At 58.6% G+C, this 16,676-nt stretch carries 15 protein-coding genes; 7 read left to right on the plus strand and 8 right to left on the minus strand.

Features of this window, described 5'->3' with window-relative positions:
* The first annotated feature begins 7 nt into the window (after positions 1–7).
* The 4 genes from ACG9DO_RS11100 to ACG9DO_RS11115 are packed head-to-tail and all read left to right on the plus strand — an operon-like array spanning position 8 to position 4,064.
* Complete coding sequence (locus tag ACG9DO_RS11100) at positions 8–1,762, plus strand: transglycosylase SLT domain-containing protein (RefSeq protein WP_394727889.1); 1,755 nt, start codon at positions 8–10, stop codon at positions 1,760–1,762.
* Positions 1,762–2,289, plus strand: a complete 528-nt coding sequence (gene moaB, locus ACG9DO_RS11105; protein WP_394727891.1) for a molybdenum cofactor biosynthesis protein B — start codon at positions 1,762–1,764, stop codon at positions 2,287–2,289. The genes ACG9DO_RS11100 and moaB overlap by 1 nt, the downstream gene beginning before the upstream one ends.
* Positions 2,289–2,924 (plus strand): hypothetical protein, encoded by a 636-nt coding sequence (locus ACG9DO_RS11110; RefSeq protein ID WP_394727893.1) that lies wholly within the window; start codon positions 2,289–2,291, stop codon positions 2,922–2,924. Before moaB ends, ACG9DO_RS11110 begins: the two co-directional genes overlap by 1 nt.
* Positions 2,925–2,945: 21 nt before the next feature.
* Positions 2,946–4,064: a PA0069 family radical SAM protein gene (locus ACG9DO_RS11115; protein WP_394727895.1), complete on the plus strand. Its 1,119-nt coding sequence runs from the start codon at positions 2,946–2,948 to the stop codon at positions 4,062–4,064.
* A 212-nt stretch (positions 4,065–4,276) separates the two neighbouring features.
* Here ACG9DO_RS11115 and ACG9DO_RS11120 read toward each other — a convergent pair whose 3' ends face one another.
* The 4 genes from ACG9DO_RS11120 to dnaE all read right to left on the minus strand — a co-directional run bounded on the left by ACG9DO_RS11120 (position 4,277) and on the right by dnaE (position 10,892).
* A complete protein-coding gene (locus ACG9DO_RS11120) occupies positions 4,277–4,717 on the minus strand; it encodes a DUF1330 domain-containing protein (RefSeq protein WP_394727897.1) in 441 nt (146 codons plus the stop codon).
* Positions 4,718–4,827: 110 nt separating this feature from the next.
* Positions 4,828–6,426 (minus strand): long-chain fatty acid--CoA ligase, encoded by a 1,599-nt coding sequence (locus tag ACG9DO_RS11125; protein WP_394727899.1) that lies wholly within the window; start codon positions 6,424–6,426, stop codon positions 4,828–4,830.
* 144 nt (positions 6,427–6,570) lie between these two features.
* The gene (locus ACG9DO_RS11130) at positions 6,571–7,380 is read right to left on the minus strand and encodes a DUF4019 domain-containing protein (RefSeq protein ID WP_394731261.1); all 810 of its coding nucleotides are present in this window, start codon (positions 7,378–7,380) and stop codon (positions 6,571–6,573) included.
* Entirely contained in the window at positions 7,380–10,892 is a 3,513-nt protein-coding gene (gene dnaE / locus ACG9DO_RS11135) for a DNA polymerase III subunit alpha (protein WP_394727901.1), read from the minus strand. The genes ACG9DO_RS11130 and dnaE overlap by 1 nt, the downstream gene beginning before the upstream one ends.
* Before the next feature lie 78 nt (positions 10,893–10,970).
* Here dnaE and ACG9DO_RS11140 point away from each other — a divergent pair, with 78 nt between their 5' ends.
* Positions 10,971–11,162, plus strand: a complete 192-nt coding sequence (locus ACG9DO_RS11140; protein ID WP_394727903.1) for a DUF6958 family protein — start codon at positions 10,971–10,973, stop codon at positions 11,160–11,162.
* A 10-nt stretch (positions 11,163–11,172) separates the two neighbouring features.
* Here the strand turns inward: ACG9DO_RS11140 and ACG9DO_RS11145 are convergent, their stop codons facing one another.
* From ACG9DO_RS11145 to ACG9DO_RS11160, 4 genes are all read right to left on the minus strand, one after another.
* A complete protein-coding gene (locus tag ACG9DO_RS11145) occupies positions 11,173–11,652 on the minus strand; it encodes a glutathione peroxidase (protein WP_394727905.1) in 480 nt (159 codons plus the stop codon).
* Positions 11,649–12,170: a hypothetical protein gene (locus ACG9DO_RS11150; RefSeq protein ID WP_394727907.1), complete on the minus strand. Its 522-nt coding sequence runs from the start codon at positions 12,168–12,170 to the stop codon at positions 11,649–11,651. The genes ACG9DO_RS11145 and ACG9DO_RS11150 overlap by 4 nt, the downstream gene beginning before the upstream one ends.
* 104 nt (positions 12,171–12,274) lie before the next feature.
* Complete coding sequence (locus ACG9DO_RS11155; RefSeq protein WP_394727909.1) at positions 12,275–12,967, minus strand: ABC transporter ATP-binding protein; 693 nt, start codon at positions 12,965–12,967, stop codon at positions 12,275–12,277.
* Complete coding sequence (locus ACG9DO_RS11160) at positions 12,960–14,201, minus strand: lipoprotein-releasing ABC transporter permease subunit (RefSeq protein WP_394727912.1); 1,242 nt, start codon at positions 14,199–14,201, stop codon at positions 12,960–12,962. The genes ACG9DO_RS11155 and ACG9DO_RS11160 overlap by 8 nt, the downstream gene beginning before the upstream one ends.
* A 184-nt stretch (positions 14,202–14,385) precedes the next feature.
* Here ACG9DO_RS11160 and purF point away from each other — a divergent pair, with 184 nt between their 5' ends.
* Positions 14,386–15,858 carry an amidophosphoribosyltransferase gene (gene purF / locus ACG9DO_RS11165; protein WP_394727914.1) on the plus strand — a complete coding sequence of 491 codons (1,473 nt, stop codon included), beginning with the start codon at positions 14,386–14,388 and terminating at the stop codon, positions 15,856–15,858.
* A 2-nt stretch (positions 15,859–15,860) separates the two neighbouring features.
* Complete coding sequence (locus tag ACG9DO_RS11170) at positions 15,861–16,577, plus strand: SDR family NAD(P)-dependent oxidoreductase (RefSeq protein ID WP_394727916.1); 717 nt, start codon at positions 15,861–15,863, stop codon at positions 16,575–16,577.
* The last annotated feature ends 99 nt before the right edge of the window (positions 16,578–16,676 follow it).

Raw genomic sequence — 16,676 nt, forward strand, 5'->3', positions numbered from 1 at the left:
GACTTGTGTGAAATCGAGTGTAAGACTGACGGCGGCTGTTTGCGGAGTGATAGGGGCGATCCTGGTCACAGCCGGGCCTGCCCATGCCAACAGCGCGAATTACTTTCATTCAAGCGAAGCGCAGGACGCACTTCCTGATATTCTCGACCAGCAAACGCGCGAATACTACCGCGCAGTGTTTGACGCGATCGAAAGTGAGAATTGGCAGCGGGTTGAAGACCTGCTCGACGACCGCGATGGAGGGCTCCTCCACCAGGTAGCGCTGGCGGAGTATTACACCCATGCTAACAGCCCCAGAGTCAGTGCCGAGCAGGTGGCAGCGTGGCTCGACATGGGCGTCTCGCTTCCTCAGGCCGAGCAAATGGTCCGCCTGGGAGAACGACGCGGTCTGACGCAAACGCCGCGCCTACCATTAGTACAGCCTTTCAGGCGCCAAGGCTGGCAGACCAAGCGTGTGCTGCCCAGCCCCACAAATGACGGCTCAATGCCGCAAGAGGTCTCCAACGCCATTCTGGAGCGCATCCGCAACGATGATCCGGACGGCGCGCGCCAATTGCTGGACGGGGTTGACGCGACGCTTAGCTCACAGGCCCGCGCTGAATGGCGCCAACGAGTGGCTTGGAGCTACTACATCGAAAATCAGGACTCCGCTGCGCTTGCAATGGCGCGAACGGTCGCTGATGGCTCAGGACCTTGGGTCGCTGAAGGGAATTGGACCGTTGGACTAGCCGCCTGGCGTTTGGGCGATTGCGCCACGGCGGCGGCCGGGTTCAGCCAAGCGGCGCGATTAGCGAACAATGTCGAACTGACCGCTGCCGCGCATTACTGGGCGCACCGCGCACTTATCCGCTGCCGTCAGCCCGGTGAAGCAGAGCGCCAGCTGCGGGCTGCAGGAGGCCACGCAAAGACGCTCTACGGCATGCTGGCGTTAGAGCAACTCGGTCAGGAACAGCCTGCCGCGCGCGAGGTTAGCGACCTTACCCGCGATGACTGGCGGCGACTGGAGCGGATCGATAATGCCCGCATTGCTGCTGCCCTGGTGGAAATCGGTGCAGAAGATCTTGCGGGTGAAGTGATCCGCCACCAGGCCCAGATCGGTGATGCATCGGATTTTGAGCCGCTCACCCGTCTCGCCCGCCGACTTGGTTTGCCCCAGACACAGCTGTGGCTTGCACGCGGTGCGCCTTCAGGAGCACGGGTAGATGGCATGCTGCAATACCCCGTTGCTCGGTGGGCGCCGTCCGATGGCTGGAAGGTCGATCCGGCCCTCGCCTTTGCTCATGCGCTGCAGGAATCAAACTTTCGAACCAATGCGGTCAGCCCGGCAAACGCGCGCGGCTTGATGCAGATCACTCCGATCACCGTGCGCCAACATGCGCCGCGGCTTGAGATGAATGCGAGTTACGTGAACCTCAACGATCCTGCGGTGAACCTCTCCTTCGGTCAGCGTAACCTCGAAATGCTGCGCGACACGCCTGCGACCCGAAACAACCTGCCCAAGATCATGGCCGCCTACAATGCTGGTCTCAGCCCCATCACGCGGTGGAACGATGAAGTGAACGATCAGGGCGATCCGCTGCTTTACATGGAATCTATCCCTTATTGGGAAACGCGCAGCTATGTCGCGATCGTGATGCGCAACTACTGGATGTATGAGTTGCAGGCGGGCGTAGACAATTCGCCGAGCCGGGCTACCTTGGCGCAGAATGGATGGCCGGAATTTCCCGAGGCTCCCCGCAACGCCCGCATAGGAGCGCGCTGATGGCAATCGATGAAAGCCTGACCTTCAAGCCGATCAATATCGCGCTACTGACAGTGTCCGACACCCGCACTTTTGACAACGACACCTCTGGTGACATTCTGGCGGAGCGGATTGAAGCCGCCGGGCACAAGCTTGCGGCGCGTGAGATCAGCAAGGACAACGCTGAAGTGATCGCCGCGCATTTGCACCGCTGGATCGACGATCCGGAGATTGATGCGGTTGTGACCACTGGCGGAACGGGCCTTACAGGCCGCGATGTGACGCCTGAGGCGCTTAACCGCATCAAGGACAAGGACATCCCCGGCTTTGGGGAGCTGTTCCGCTATCTCAGCCTCAAAAGCATTGGCACCAGCACGGTGCAATCGCGCGCTATGGCGGTCGTTTCACGCGGGACCTATGTCTTCGCCCTTCCCGGATCGAACGGAGCGGTCAAGGACGGGTGGGACGGCATTCTGGCTGAGCAATTGGACAGCCGCAATCGCCCCTGTAATTTCGTGGATCTGATGCCAAGATTGCGGGAGCGGTAATGCCACGCCGGCCAAGCAACCGGCACATACGCAACGCCATCCGCGAGATCATCGAACCTCGCCTCATGGAGCTGGGTTTTACCGGCAAGTATCCGGAATTCCGCAGGGAGTGGGAGTGCGAAACCCATTTCATCCTTTTCCAGACCGCCAAATACGGCGGCAGCTTCAGTTACAGTGCCGCGTGGCGCAGGCGCTTGCCATACCTGTCACACAATCGCCCGCCCATTCCTCCGGAGGAAGTCAGTCTCGCCCATACGGAATTCGACGATCGCGCCAGCGCGGTGCGCGTGGTGCCGTTCTGTCTCATCGATAGCCAACGGTCGGCGTGGCGAAGTGTGGGTTGGTTCGATTATTCGTATCTGGTCGAGAATGAAGGCGATTGCCGTGCACTTGTCGCGGAAGCCGCGGCCCTTCTCCCGGCGTTAGACCACTGGCTGAAGACCCGCGAGGCCGGCCTGGGAGTCGATTGCAAGGGACACCGCATGCGGCTTGCACAATCGCCAACCCAGCTCTGGCATTCTGCATTGCGATCGGCCGGGGTTCCGACAGAGGGAGCCAGACCGCCCATGACGCCCCACCTTGACGCACAAAGAGCTGCGAACGAGGCACCTGAGTACTGGATGGAACCTGAATAATGTTCTATATCTGTTCTTATTATGAGGACGAAGCGTAACTACCTGATATCAGTCGAGAACGGACGAGGGGCTGCGTCTGCCCGCGTCCCTGAACGGTTTGGGCTTGCCACCCGCGAAGTTGACGGCGACTGGCGCGATTACATGCAGGTATTGGACGGACCGCCAGTTAAACTGCGGACCAGAGTGACGGAAGAACGCCCGAGGACGATCCTCAGCTTCAACCAGTCACCTGACATTCCGTTTGATCGCTCGATCAACGCCTACAGAGGCTGCGAACATGGCTGCATCTACTGCTTTGCGCGCCCCACCCATGCCTATCATGACCTGTCGCCGGGGCTGGACTTCGAGACGCAATTGTTCGCGAAGCCCAATGCGGCCGAATTGCTGCGCGAGACCCTTGCGAAGCCGAAATATCGACCGCGTTTTATCGCCATGGGGACAAACACCGATCCCTATCAGCCGATTGAAAAACGCTATCAGATCACGCGGCAGGTGCTGGAGGTCTGCCTCGATACGCGTCATCCGGTGTCCATAACGACCAAGTCGGACCGCATTCTGGCCGATCTTGATATTTTGGAGGAAATGGCGCGGCGACGACTGGTTGCGGTGGCGATTTCCGTGACGAGCCTCGATCCGAAGCTGTCCGGCAAGCTCGAACCGCGCGCAGCTTCGCCGCTCAAGCGACTCGCAGCATTGGGAAAACTGGCGGAGGCTGGCGTGCCGACGCATTGCTCGATCTCGCCGGTTATCCCTGCGATCACGGACGAGTTCATGGAAGAGATTGTCCAACGCGCGGCGGCATTGGGCGTCCAGTCAGCGGGCTGGATCCCGCTGCGCCTGCCGCATGAAGTAGCCCCGCTATTCCGCGAGTGGCTGGAGGTGCACTATCCTGACCGCGCAGGCAAGGTGATGAGCATTGTGCGCTCCATTCGTCAGGGCCGCGATAACGACCCTAATTTCTTCAGCCGCATGAAGCCAAGCGGAGTGTGGGCAGAATTGTTCCGCTCACGCTTTGCGCTGGCGTGCAAACGCGCAGGGATTAATGGCAGCGCGTCAGCGTCAGAAATCGGCGATGCGTTCGAGCTGGATTGCTCACAATTCAGACGGCCTGAATTGGGCGGGCAGATGCGGTTGTTGTAAATGTCCAAAATTGGGTGGTTACGGTTCGGTCCGCTTTGCAGCTGCTCGCTTCTTGAATAAGACGAACAAGATTATGAAAGCAACCAACAAGGCACCTCCAAAAATAAATACAAACGGCGAGATACCCATATAGCGCTCCTTAATCCGAGCTTCAGCTCTTGGCGACAATCAGCTTACTTGTCTACGTCCGCAACTGGGTCGTTAGCGAACATTCACCCAAAGCCCCCGCCAACCTCGCCCGGCGCAAAGCGCATCAGGCGGCTGTCGATCAGTGCAGCTGTGCGGTTCACGACTGCGAGCTGGTAATCCGGGTCCTTGATCATTTCGAAGAACGCACCCGAATTGGGATACTGCGCGACAAAGCCATCATGCCACAACTTGTCGTCCGGCTCCGGCCCGGTGACCATGGTCTGGAACGCGCCGCGCCACACGATTGTCCCGCCAACCCTCGCGAAGATCGGCCCGGAGGTCTTGCCATATTCCTGATAGGCGCGCCGCCCGCTCCAGCCTTTGCTGTGATGCTCGTGCCCCTCGGGATATTCCGCCAACTCGCGATAGCGCAGCAGGTTGAGCATATGGATCGGCTCGTCCCGCGGCAGGTCCTTGAAAGCCTGAAAATTGGCGGGCGATGGATCGATGTAGAAATCGGGCACTCAATTCTCCTTCGTCATCGCGAGGAGCCGCAGGCGACGCGGCGATCCAGCGCGCAATGCTCTCTGGATTGCTTCGTCATTTCATTCCTCACAATGACGACACAAAGCAATCAACCCTCCAGCTTGTAGTCGGCAAACTGGTCGCGCAGGTCTTTCTTGCTGATCTTGCCGGTCGCGGTGTGCGGGATCTCGTCCACGAATTCGACCGCATCGGGCAGCCACCATTTCGCGACCTTGTCCTTCAGGAAATCGATGATTTCGCCACTGGTCACTTCCGCGCCTTCGTTCTTGACCACGAACAGCACCGGGCGCTCATCCCATTTGGGGTGCGGCATGCCAACCGCTGCAGCCTCTGCGACTGCGGGATGGCCCACGGCGGCATTCTCCAGCTCGACCGAGCTGATCCACTCCCCGCCGGACTTGATCACATCCTTCGTGCGGTCAGTCAGCTGCAAAGTGCCATCGGGATGGATGATGCCAACATCGCCGGTGTCGAACCAGCCTTCGTTGTTGGCCGCATCCTGATCGGCCTTGAAGTAGCGCTTGATGATCCAGGGCCCGCGAATTTGCAGCGCGCCGGAAGTCTTCCCGTCGCGCGGGAGCTCGGTCATCATGTCGCCAAGATCGACCGTGCGCAGCTCCACCCCGAAGATCGGGCGGCCCTGCTTCATGGTCTTGGCGACCTTTTCATCAAAGCTGAGCTCGTCCCAGTCCCAGGTCGGCCCGCCAACGGTGCCGATGGGCGAAGTCTCCGTCATGCCCCAGGCGTGCTGGACACGCGTACCGTTCTTCATCAGCCGCTCGATCATGAACTTGGGCGCGGCGGACCCGCCGATTGTCGCAGCCTTCAAGGGAGGCAGATCAATGCCTTCCTTGTCGCAATACTGGAAATGTGCGAGCCAAACAGTCGGGACGCCTGCGCTTTCGGTCACTTTTTCGCGCAGCATCAACTCGTGCAGCACCGCCGGGTCATTGACCGCGCTGAACACGAACTTGATCCCCGCCATCGCGCCTGCATAGGGAAGGCCCCAACTCGCGGCGTGGAACATTGGCACGACTGGCAACATTACCGATGAGGAGCTGAAGTTGAAGGCCGCCGGCTGTAGCCCAGCCAGCGCATGCATCATGGTCGAGCGGTGCTCATATTGCACGCCCTTGGGATTGCCAGTGGTTCCGGAAGTATAGCAGATCATGCAGGGATCGGTCTCCGCACCGGTCACCCATTCAAAATCGCCGTCCTGCTCGCCGATCCAGTCTTCGAATGCAGGGCTGTGCTCGCCGGAATCATAGCAGATGTAATGCTCGACAGTTGTCCAGCGCGACTTCATGCGGTCTACAATCGGCTGAAACGCCGCGTCATAGAGCATCACCTTATCTTCAGCGTGATTGACGATATACTCGAGTTGGTCGTCGAACAGGCGCGGGTTCACGGTGTGGAGCACCCCGCCCATCCCCGCAACGCCATACCAGCTGACCAGATGGCGCGAATGGTTCATCGCAAGGCTCGCGACGCGCTCGCCCTTCTTGATGCCAAGTGCCTGCAGCGCCTGCGCCATCTTGAGTGCGTCTGAGCGAATACCGGTCCAATTGGTGCGCGTCTCGCTACCGTCTGCCCAGCGCGTCACGATCTCGCGTTCGCCCGCTTCGCGCGCGGCGTGGTCGATCACATGCGTCACCCGCATGGTCCAGTTCTGCATGGCTCCCAGCATCGCAAATCTCTCCTATCATTTGGCTTTTCCGTTTCATGCCGAGACTGAACGCGCTTGGCAATGATTGAGAGATTGTGCGGCTCCAAGAAGAAAAGAGGCGGATCGCTCCGCCCCTCAGTCCGGCCACGCAGACGTGCTCAGATCTCAGCCGGAAGCAGGCCTAATGAAAAAGCCGATGACTTCCCAGCCGCTTTCACCTTGGATCATGACAACGGTTTCAATTGCTCCGCCCTTCATTTCAGAAAAGTTCGTCTGAAATTGCAGCACTTCATATTCTCCCTCAGGCGCACCGGGGAGCGATGAAGCGCGATCGACGTTGCTAAGAACCCGCGAATTGACTTTGCCAAGTGGGGCGCGAACGGGCTCAACTTGCGCGGACCATTGAACCGCTGTCACTTGCGATTGGAAATAGCGGCCTGCTGCATCCCAGCTACCTGGCCAGTCGCCTGCGTCGACAAACCTGAGAAACTCCTGAGCAGATGCAAGCGAAGCTGGTTCGTCGACTTTTGCCTGTTGCTGAGAGCTTGGTCTCTCCTGCGTCTGGCTGGCGGACACTGTCGCAGCGTCATCTGCAAAGTAGACGACTCCCACGATGGCTGCGGCGATTACGAGTGACATGATAAGCATTCCTCCTGCGAGCCATGTCAGTCCAAAAGGACCGCCAGGCTTTGTGTTTGTGAGGCCTGCAGTATGGGTTTCAGATTCCGATGCGCTTATCCCTAAAGATGTGGGTGTAGCATTTTTGGGTGTCTGCCCCTCGGCATCACCCAAAATTCTTGCGGCTTCGCGGCTGCTGGACACACCAATTTTCTGGCGAGCATTGCGCAGCCTGTCGTTGACAGTGTGGACAGATATATCGAGTTCAGCTGCGCTGGATTTCGCGTCATGCCCGGCCAAAAGCAAACGGAGCGCTTCCTTCTCTTTCTCCGTCAAATCGGAAATGCCACCCGTCATCAAGCCACCAGTTTCAATTTTGATGAGGCGCGCTTCGACGACAGCTCCACCTTTGCAAGGCCGTTTATGCTTGCCAGACGCTGCGCAAGGTCGCCGCCAAGACGGAATGTATCACCCAGCTTTACCAGCACGCTTTCATCCTTGGACAGGACAAGCCGTGCTATCACCTCATCGCGCGCAGGTTCATCACCAGCAGCCGCTGCGTTAAGCTCAAGGCCGAGTTCGGTCATCGCCTCAAGCGTGTGTACTTCCAGCGTAAGGCGCATCTGTGTGCTGCCCTTCACTTCAGCGAGCGGGCGAGCTCCGCGCACTGTGATGCGAGGGGGCTCATCTGGACTGGGACTGTCGAGATCGACCTGCAGCAGCAGACATGTAGCGTTTGCGGCCCATTCCTCAAACTTCGGGACGAGGCTTTCCTCGAAACAGGCAGAGCGGAACTGGCCAGTATGGTCGGAAAAATCAACCCGTGCGAACTCAGCGCCGCGTTTGGTGCGGCCCTTGCTCATGCCTTCCACCATTGCCGCCATGACCGCACTGGCTCGGCCCCCGGCTGGCGCGCCGCCTTCCATCAGGCTCTGGTAGGTGCGAGCTCCGTTGGCAGAAGCGACCTGCCAATGCTGCTGAACCGGATGCGCGGAGAAATAAAACCCGAAATTCTCACGTTCTTTCGCCATCATCTCCGGCCGCGACCAACGTTCAACTTCGGAAAGGCGCAGAGTATCAACTTGTTCATCCTCTGCGCCGAATAACCCGCCCTGCCCACTCGCGCGTTCGCGCTCAGCCGCATCCGCAACCGCCAGCAAAATATCCACATTGCCGAACACTTTCGCGCGGTTGGGCTCCAGGCAGTCGAGCGCGCCTGCAGCGGCAAGCCCTTCGAGCTGGCGCGAGTTCATCGCACCTTTGGGCATGCGTTCAAACAGGTCCTTGAGGTCCGTGAACGGCCCGCTCCCGGTCCGCTCGGAAACGATCGCGTCCATTGCCTTCTCACCGACATTGCGGATACCCGCAAGTGCATAGCGCACCGCTGGTCCGTCATCGGTCATTTCGACTGTGAACTTGGCTTCCGAATGGTTGATGCAAGGCGGAAGCACGGTCACCCCACCCCGAGCATTTGGATAGCGCCTGGCATCATCGACAAACACAGCAAGTTTTTCCGACTGATGCATGTCGAAACACATGGAAGCAGCAAAGAACTCCTCAGGATAATGCGCCTTCAGCCATGCCGTCTGGTAGGCGAGCAAGGCGTAGGCCGCCGCATGCGATTTGTTGAAGCCATAGCCCGCGAACTTATCGATCAAGTCGAACAGCTCGTTGGCCTTCTTCGCGTCGATACCGGAGACTTCGCCGCAGCCGTCAACGAAGCGCTGGCGCTGCGCATCCATTTCGGCCTGTACCTTTTTGCCCATCGCGCGCCGCAGCAAGTCTGCATCGCCGAGCGAGTATCCCGCGAGGATCTGCGCGGCCTGCATGACCTGTTCCTGATAGACGAATATCCCATAGGTCTCGGCCAGGATACCTTCCAGCTTCTCATGCGGGTACTCGATCGGCACCTCGCCCGCCTTGCGCTGCCCGAACAGCGGGATGTTCTCCATCGGGCCCGGACGATAGAGCGAAACGAGCGCGATGATGTCTTCGAACTTGGTGGGCTTCACTGCTGTCAGCGTGCGGCGCATGCCTTCCGATTCCAGCTGGAACACGCCTACAGTATTGCCCGACTTGAGCAGGTCATAGACCGCCGGGTCGTCCCATTCGAGCGTGCCGAGATCGATTTCGATCCCACGCAGGGCGAGGAGGTCAACCGCCTTGCGCAAGACAGACAGGGTTTTGAGGCCGAGGAAATCGAATTTCACGAGACCCGAGCTTTCGACATGTTTCATGTCGAACTGCGTGACCGGCATATCCGAGCGTGGATCGCGATAGAGCGGTACCAATTGGGAAAGCGGGCGGTCTCCAATCACCACTCCAGCAGCGTGGGTCGAGGAATTGCGCGGCATGCCTTCGAGCTGAAGGGCCAAGTCAACAAGGCGCTTGACCTCATTATCATTGTCATATTCGCGCTTGAAATCGGCAGCGCCGTTGAGCGCGCGTGGCAAGGTCCATGGATCGGTTGGATGGTTCGGAACCATCTTGCAGAGCCGATCAACATGACCATAGCTCATCTGCAGGATCCGCCCGCAATCGCGCAGCACCGCTCGAGCCTTCAATTTCCCGAAGGTAATGATCTGCGCGACGTGATCGTGGCCATATTTCTGCTGGACATAGCGGATAACTTCACCGCGCCGGGTTTCGCAGAAGTCGATATCGAAGTCCGGCATGGAAACACGTTCCGGGTTCAGGAACCGCTCGAACAGCAAGCCCAGACGGATCGGGTCGAGATCAGTGATCGTCAACGCCCAGGCGACAAGACTGCCTGCGCCGGACCCACGGCCTGGCCCCACCGGAATGCCGTTGTCCTTGGCCCACTTGATGAAATCCGCAACGATCAGAAAATAGCCGGGGAAGCCCATCTTGACGATGATCTCGACTTCGTAATCGAGTCGATCGAAATAGGTCTTGCGTTCTTCCTTGGACAGTTCCCCATACGGTTCCAGCCTTGCTTCCAGACCCTTGCGCGCATCTTCTGCAAGCATCCTTGCTTCACCTTCAAGGTCGCCCGCGAGACTTGGCAAGATCGGGTCGCGATAGGGCGGAGCATAGGCGCAGCGCTGCGCGATCACGAGGCTATTGGCAGTCGCCTCGGGCAGATCGGCAAAGATTTCATGCATCATCGGCGCGGATTTGACGAAAGCCTGCTTGTTGGAGTGCTTGCGGTCTTCCGCCTCGATATGGGTCGAACCTGCGATGCACAGCATGGCATCATGCGCCTTGTGCATATGCGGTTCGCCGAAATTGGCAGGGTTGGTCGCGACGAGCGGCAAGTTCCGCTCATAAGCGAAATCGATCAGTCCCCCTTCAGCCTTCTCGCAAACCGGATCGCCATTGCGAGCCAGTTCGATATAGAACCTCCCGGGAAACAGGCGCTCCATCGTTTCGAGCAACGGCTGCGCATAGCTGGACTGCCCTTCTGCAAGAAGCCGCGTCAGCGCGCCCTCACCCGCGCCAGAGAGCGCAATCAGGCCATCCGTATGCCCTTCCACGTCGCTGAGCTCCACATGCGGCTCAAGCTCGAGCGGACGCTCGAGATGCGCCTTGCTGACCAGGTGACAGAGATTATTGTAGCCAGCCTCGTCCTGCGCGAACAGCGGTAGGTAGTCGACCTGGACCTGGTCAGACCCCTCGCGAGCCTCCCGCGCAACGCCGAGCAGCGTCCCGATGATGGGCTGAACGCCTTCATCCTTGCATGCCTTGGCAAACATCACGGCGCCGTAGAGCCCGTTGCGGTCGCAGATCGCTATGGCTGGAAAGCCGCGTTCTTTCGCCAGCTTGGCAATGCCCTTCGGATCGATCGCCCCTTCGAGCATCGAATAGGACGACAGGACGCGCAGGGGAACGAAGGGTGCAAATCGCATGGTGTCACGTTAGGGCGCGGGGCGGCGCTTTCAAGTCATCATGACTGGCATTTGGGGAAAAGCCGGGGGATGCGCTATGTGCGGACCAAAACAAATACGGAGAATGCAGATGAGCTCGATGATCGAATGAGCTCGATGATCGAAGTCGAAAACGTCAACACTCCAGGAAAGACCAGCGGCTGGTGGGCAAAGACTGTTCAGCTCGACCTCGAAGCCAAGGGCAAGCTGGTCCGGGAAGAGACGAAGCCGCTCCGCTGGCATTTCAAATGAACGATACGGCCTAAAGCAGCTTTTCGATGTCCCGCGCAATCATCGAGGGCTTGTCTGCCGAGCCATAGCGCTTCACGACATTGCCTTCGCGGTCGATCAGGAACTTGGTGAAATTCCACTTGATCGCTGTCGTGCCCATAATACCCTTGGCTTCGCTCTTCATCCAGTCGAACAGCGGCGAGGCATCGGGGCCGTTGACGTCCACTTTTCCCATGAGCGGAAACGTCACGCCAAAGTTGATCTTGCAGAACTCTGCGATTTCGTCAGCACTGCCAGGCTCCTGCGCACCGAACTGGTTGCATGGAAAGCCGAGGACCTCGAAATCCTTGTCCTTGTATTTCTGGTAGAGCTCTTCCAGCCCATCATACTGCGGAGTGAAGCCGCATTTGCTGGCGGTATTAACAACCAGCAGGACCTTGCCCTTTTTTGTGGCAAGGTCGAGTTCTTCGCCGCGATTGGTCGTGACAGTAAAATCGGCAATGGTGGTCATTCGGTTTCCTTAGGCGTGTAGATCAGATCGAAGCTCGTTTGCCACGAAACACCATGGTCCGTCGAGCCTTCTCCGAATTGACGCACACTGCCGTCTTCGCGCTGCGAATAGGTCATCCGCGTCAGGACATCTTCACCATTCGACCCTGATCCGCGCCAATAGCCTGTCAGCACCATCTTGCCATCGACCATTCCCCCGTGGAAGTCCACGCGATTCCCGTCACTGCCGACCCAGACCTGCTCCCAGCGATTGGTTGCAGGGTTGAGGAAAGTCATACTCACCCCATCGCGCCCCGATATGGGCATCCAATGCTCGCGGATCACGCAGCCTGAAGAGACACGTTCGATACGGCTTTTGGCGGTTTTTTTGTCACTCCCATTAGGGCTAACGTCCCATTCTCCTAGCCAGAAATCGAAGCTGGCGTGTTCTTCGCTCGCACATGCTGGCGGTTGTGGCGCAGGTGCAGATTGGGTCGCTGCGGCCTGAAACAATGCGAGCGCGGTCAAGAATTCTAGCATGGTTCTCCCCTCATCTCAGCTTGATGAGCGACCATGCCATCGCTGAAGCTCAAACCAATCAGGAATCCATCGGGGACCGATCAGGTCCGATCAGCGACCGCCGATCAGTCAGGCTGCAAGACTCCGTCATGTAGCCGGACCACGCGGTCCATCTTGGCGGCGAGCCGTTCATTATGCGTCGCGATCAGGGCAGCACTGCCTTCACCACGTACCAGGCTGAGGAATTCGCCAAGAACCCGCTCCGAAGTGGCTTCGTCGAGATTGCCGGTCGGTTCATCAGCCAAGACAAGGCGCGGCCTGTTTGCAAGAGCACGCGCCACCGCAACGCGTTGCTGCTCGCCTCCAGAAAGCTGGCTCGGCCGGTGTTCCAACCGTTGCGACAGACCCAATGCGCCGAGTAGTTCTGTAGCTCGGCCTTCTGCATCAGCGCGATTTGCGCCTGCTATCATTTGCGGCATCACCACGTTTTCGAGCGCATTGAAGTCCGGCAAGAGGTGATGGAATTGATAGACAAAGCCGAGATTCTCCCGGCGCATTGCAGTACGTTCGCTTGCACTCAAAGCGCTTGCGACGACACCGCCGATCTCGATCTGGCCGGAAAAGCCGCCTTCCAATAAGCCAACCGCTTGCAGCAAGGTGGATTTGCCGGAACCTGACGGCCCAAGCAGGGCCACGATCTCGCCCGGCATGATCTGCATATTCACACCGCGCAGGACCTCAATGGTGATGTCGCCTTGGGTAAAGCTGCGCCTGAGGCCGGTGAGCGCAGCAACAGGAGTTGTGATTGCCTCACTCATAGCGGAGCACCTGAACCGGGTCTGTGCTGGACGCCTTCAACGCCGGGTAGAGCGTTGCAAGGAAGCTCAAGACCAGCGCAAGAGCGACAATCCCGGCGACTTCGAGCGGGTCGGTTCGCGACGGCAAGGTGTTGAGGAAACGGATGGTCGGGTCCCACAACTCAACCCCGAACACGAATTCCATCGCCTTCACAATCTGCTGCCGGAAGGTGAGAATCAGGAAACCGAGCGCAAGCCCGGCCAGCGCACCGATCGCGCCAACCGTGAAACCTGTGGTCACGAAAATCTTCAGCAGGCTTTTCCGTGTCGCGCCCATCGTCCGCATGATTGCGATGTCCCGAGTCTTGGCACGCACCAACATCACCAGGCTGGAAAGAATGTTGAAGGCAGCCACCACTACCATGATGCTCAACGCGAAGAACATCGCGACCCGCTCGACCTGCAAGGCCTCGAACAAGGTCGCGTTGATGGTCTGCCAGTCATTGACGACTGCACGCCCTGCAAGTTTCTCCTCGATCGGCGCCATGATCTCGCGCACATCGTCGGGGTCATCGACCTTCACTTCGATCATTGCGACGGAGTCCCCAAGCAGCAGAAGTGTTTGCGCATCGCTCATCGGCATTACCACAAAGGTCTGATCGTAGTCGTAAATACCGACTTCGAAGATCGCGCCAACTGTGTATCCAACTTGGCGCGGCATAGTGCCAAATGGAGTCGTACGGCCTTGCGGGTTCAGAATGGTGATCGTGTCTCCCACCCGAGCACCGATATTCTGAGCAAGGCGCGATCCAATCGCAACTATACTGCTATCTGGACGCAAAGACTGCATGCTGCCAAGCAGCACCTTGTCTTCAAATGACGCAATATCCTCGCTCGTGTTACCGCGCACAACGATCTGCTCCACCCGACCGTTGAAACTGACGAGCAATGGCTGCTCGATCAGCGGCGACGCTTCGAGGACGCGCGGCGTCTCTCGGACCTCCTCGAGGATGTCTTCCCAGTTCTGAAGTTTCCCGCCGTAGGCCTGGATGATTGCATGCCCATTGAGCCCCACAATCTTGTCGAGCAATTCAGCGCGAAAACCGTTCATCACGCTCATCACAACAACAAGCATCGCCACGCTAAGCATCACTACGCCGACGCTGATACCTGCGACCAGCGCAATGAACGCCTCTCCCTTGCCTGGCAAGAGGTAGCGCTTGGCGATCATCCATTCAAAAGGCGTGAGGATCAAAACAGGGGGTTCTTTGATTATGGGTCCTGAACATGGCCTGTAAGCACCCAAAGCCTCATCAGCAATGCGAAAAGCTTGTGATTGCACAGCCTCAACCCTTGTAATCGGGCTGTAACATCGCCATTGGGACTGCACCACGGCAACCGGCCTTCAAAGGCCCTATGAGCAGCGGGCAGGCTCGGCCATGAATGTGATGCATCCATTTTATGATGAGCACGGCGACAAGCTGCGCGAGGAGTGCGGCGTTTTCGGCGTAATCAACGCATCCGACGCGGCCGCAGTCACTGCGCTGGGTCTTCACGCGCTCCAGCATCGCGGCCAGGAAGCGGCGGGGATAACGAGCTGGGACGGTACGAACTTCGTCTCTCGGCGCGGGCTTGGTCATGTCGCGGAGAACTTTTCGTCCAAGGAAGCGATTGACGAACTTCCCGGATCAATGGCAGCGGGGCATGTCCGCTATTCAACGACCGGCGGCGCAGGTCTTCGTAATGTCCAGCCTCTCTATGCAGACCTTGCGAGCGGGGGATTCGCGGTCGCGCACAACGGCAATATCTCGAATGCGCTGGCGCTGAAGAAGGACCTCGTAAAGCGCGGCGCGATTTTCCAGTCGACCTCTGACACGGAAGTTATAATCCACCTCGTCGCCACGAGCCGTTATCCAACCATGGTTGATCGCCTCGTCGACGCCCTGAGACTGGTTGAAGGTGCGTTTGCACTTATAGTGATGACGCCTGAAGGAATGATCGCTTGCCGCGACGCGCTAGGGATTCGCCCGCTGGTGATGGGCCGAATGGGCGATGCGATTGTTTTCGCCAGCGAAACCGTGGCCTTTGATGTGGTTGGTGCGGATTTCATTCGCGAAGTCGAGGCGGGCGAGCTCATCAAGGTTACACATGATGGAAAGATCGAATCGCTCCATCCTTTCGGCAAGGCAAGCCCGCGCCCATGCATCTTTGAACATGTCTATTTCAGCCGGCCTGATTCGCTGTTCGGCGGACGCTCTGTCTACGAGGCGCGCAAGGCGATCGGCGAACAGCTCGCCGAGGAAGCCCCTGCAGACGCAGATCTGGTCGTACCGGTCCCAGACAGCGGCGTTCCTGCAGCCATCGGCTTTGCTGCGCGGTCGGGCCTGCCGTTCGAGCTTGGTATAATCCGCTCCCATTATGTCGGGCGCACATTCATTCAACCCTCGGACGGCGCGCGTCACTCCGGCGTGAAGCGCAAGCACAACGCCAATCGCGGGCTGGTCGAAGGCAAACGCATCGTTCTGATTGATGATTCCATCGTTCGCGGGACGACTTCGATGAAGATCGTTGAAATGATGCGGGAAGCGGGCGCTAAGGAAGTGCATTTCCGTGTCGCCAGCCCACCAACGGCACATAGCTGCTTCTACGGTGTCGACACGCCGGAACGCAGCAAGCTGCTGGCGGCCCGAATGGATATTGAGCCAATGCGCGACTTTATCCGCGCAGACAGCCTTGCATTCGTCTCGATTGAGGGGCTTTACAGAGCGGTTGGCGCGGAGAAGCGTTCGCAAAGCTGCCCGCAATTCTGCGATGCCTGCTTCACCGGCAATTATCCAACCCCGCTGACGGACTTGAACAGCGCAGAACTTGAAGCTGCGCAACTCTCATTTCAGGAACATGAAGCAGCATAAGAATGGCTCAAAGCAGCAAGTTTGAAGGCAAGCTCGCACTGGTGACCGGAGCCAGCAAGGGGATAGGTGCGGCGACCGCGAAGGCACTGGCGGCCGAAGGTGCGCAGGTCATCCTCGTCGCGCGTGACGTCAAGGCGCTCGAAGCGGTCGAGGACGAGATCCATGCAGCCGGCGGTAGTGCTACCATCGCTCCACTCGACCTGTCTGAAGCGGAGAGCATTGCGCGGCTCTCTGCTGCCATCGCTGGGCGCTGGGATACGCTGGACTATCTTGTTCTCAATGCCGCCTACCTTCCGCACCTGACTCCTGTGACGCAGATCGACGGGAAGCAGTTCACCCAAGCGCTAATGATCAACGTTGTCGCAACTCAAGCTCTGTTGGCAAGCCTTGATCCGATGCTGAAGCGGGCCAAGCAAGCTCGTATCATCGGCCTTACCAGCAGCGTTGGCGCGGAACCACGGGCCTATTGGTCAGCCTATGGCTCGACCAAGGCTGCATTTGAAAACATTCTGAGCTCTTACGCACAAGAAACTGAAAAACTTGGCGATATCAAGATTGCAATAGTCGACCCAGGAGCCACACGCACGGACATGCGCGCGCGCGCTTATCCGGGCGAAGACCCGCAAACCGTCAAGCCGGCGGAAGCGGTAGCCGATCGCATCGTCACCTTGCTGATGGACGATTTTCCCAACCAGCACCGCGAACGCGTCGAAAAATAGATAGTAAAGCTCACATTAACCCTCTTCGGCGACGGAACAGTAACCCTCTCGCGCGCATGAATGTGGTCAAATCTCCCAAAAGCTTCGGGAAATAGGCAC

It is taken from the genome of Altererythrobacter sp. GH1-8 (genome assembly GCF_043702085.1).
In the GTDB taxonomy this organism is placed as follows: domain Bacteria; phylum Pseudomonadota; class Alphaproteobacteria; order Sphingomonadales; family Sphingomonadaceae; genus Erythrobacter.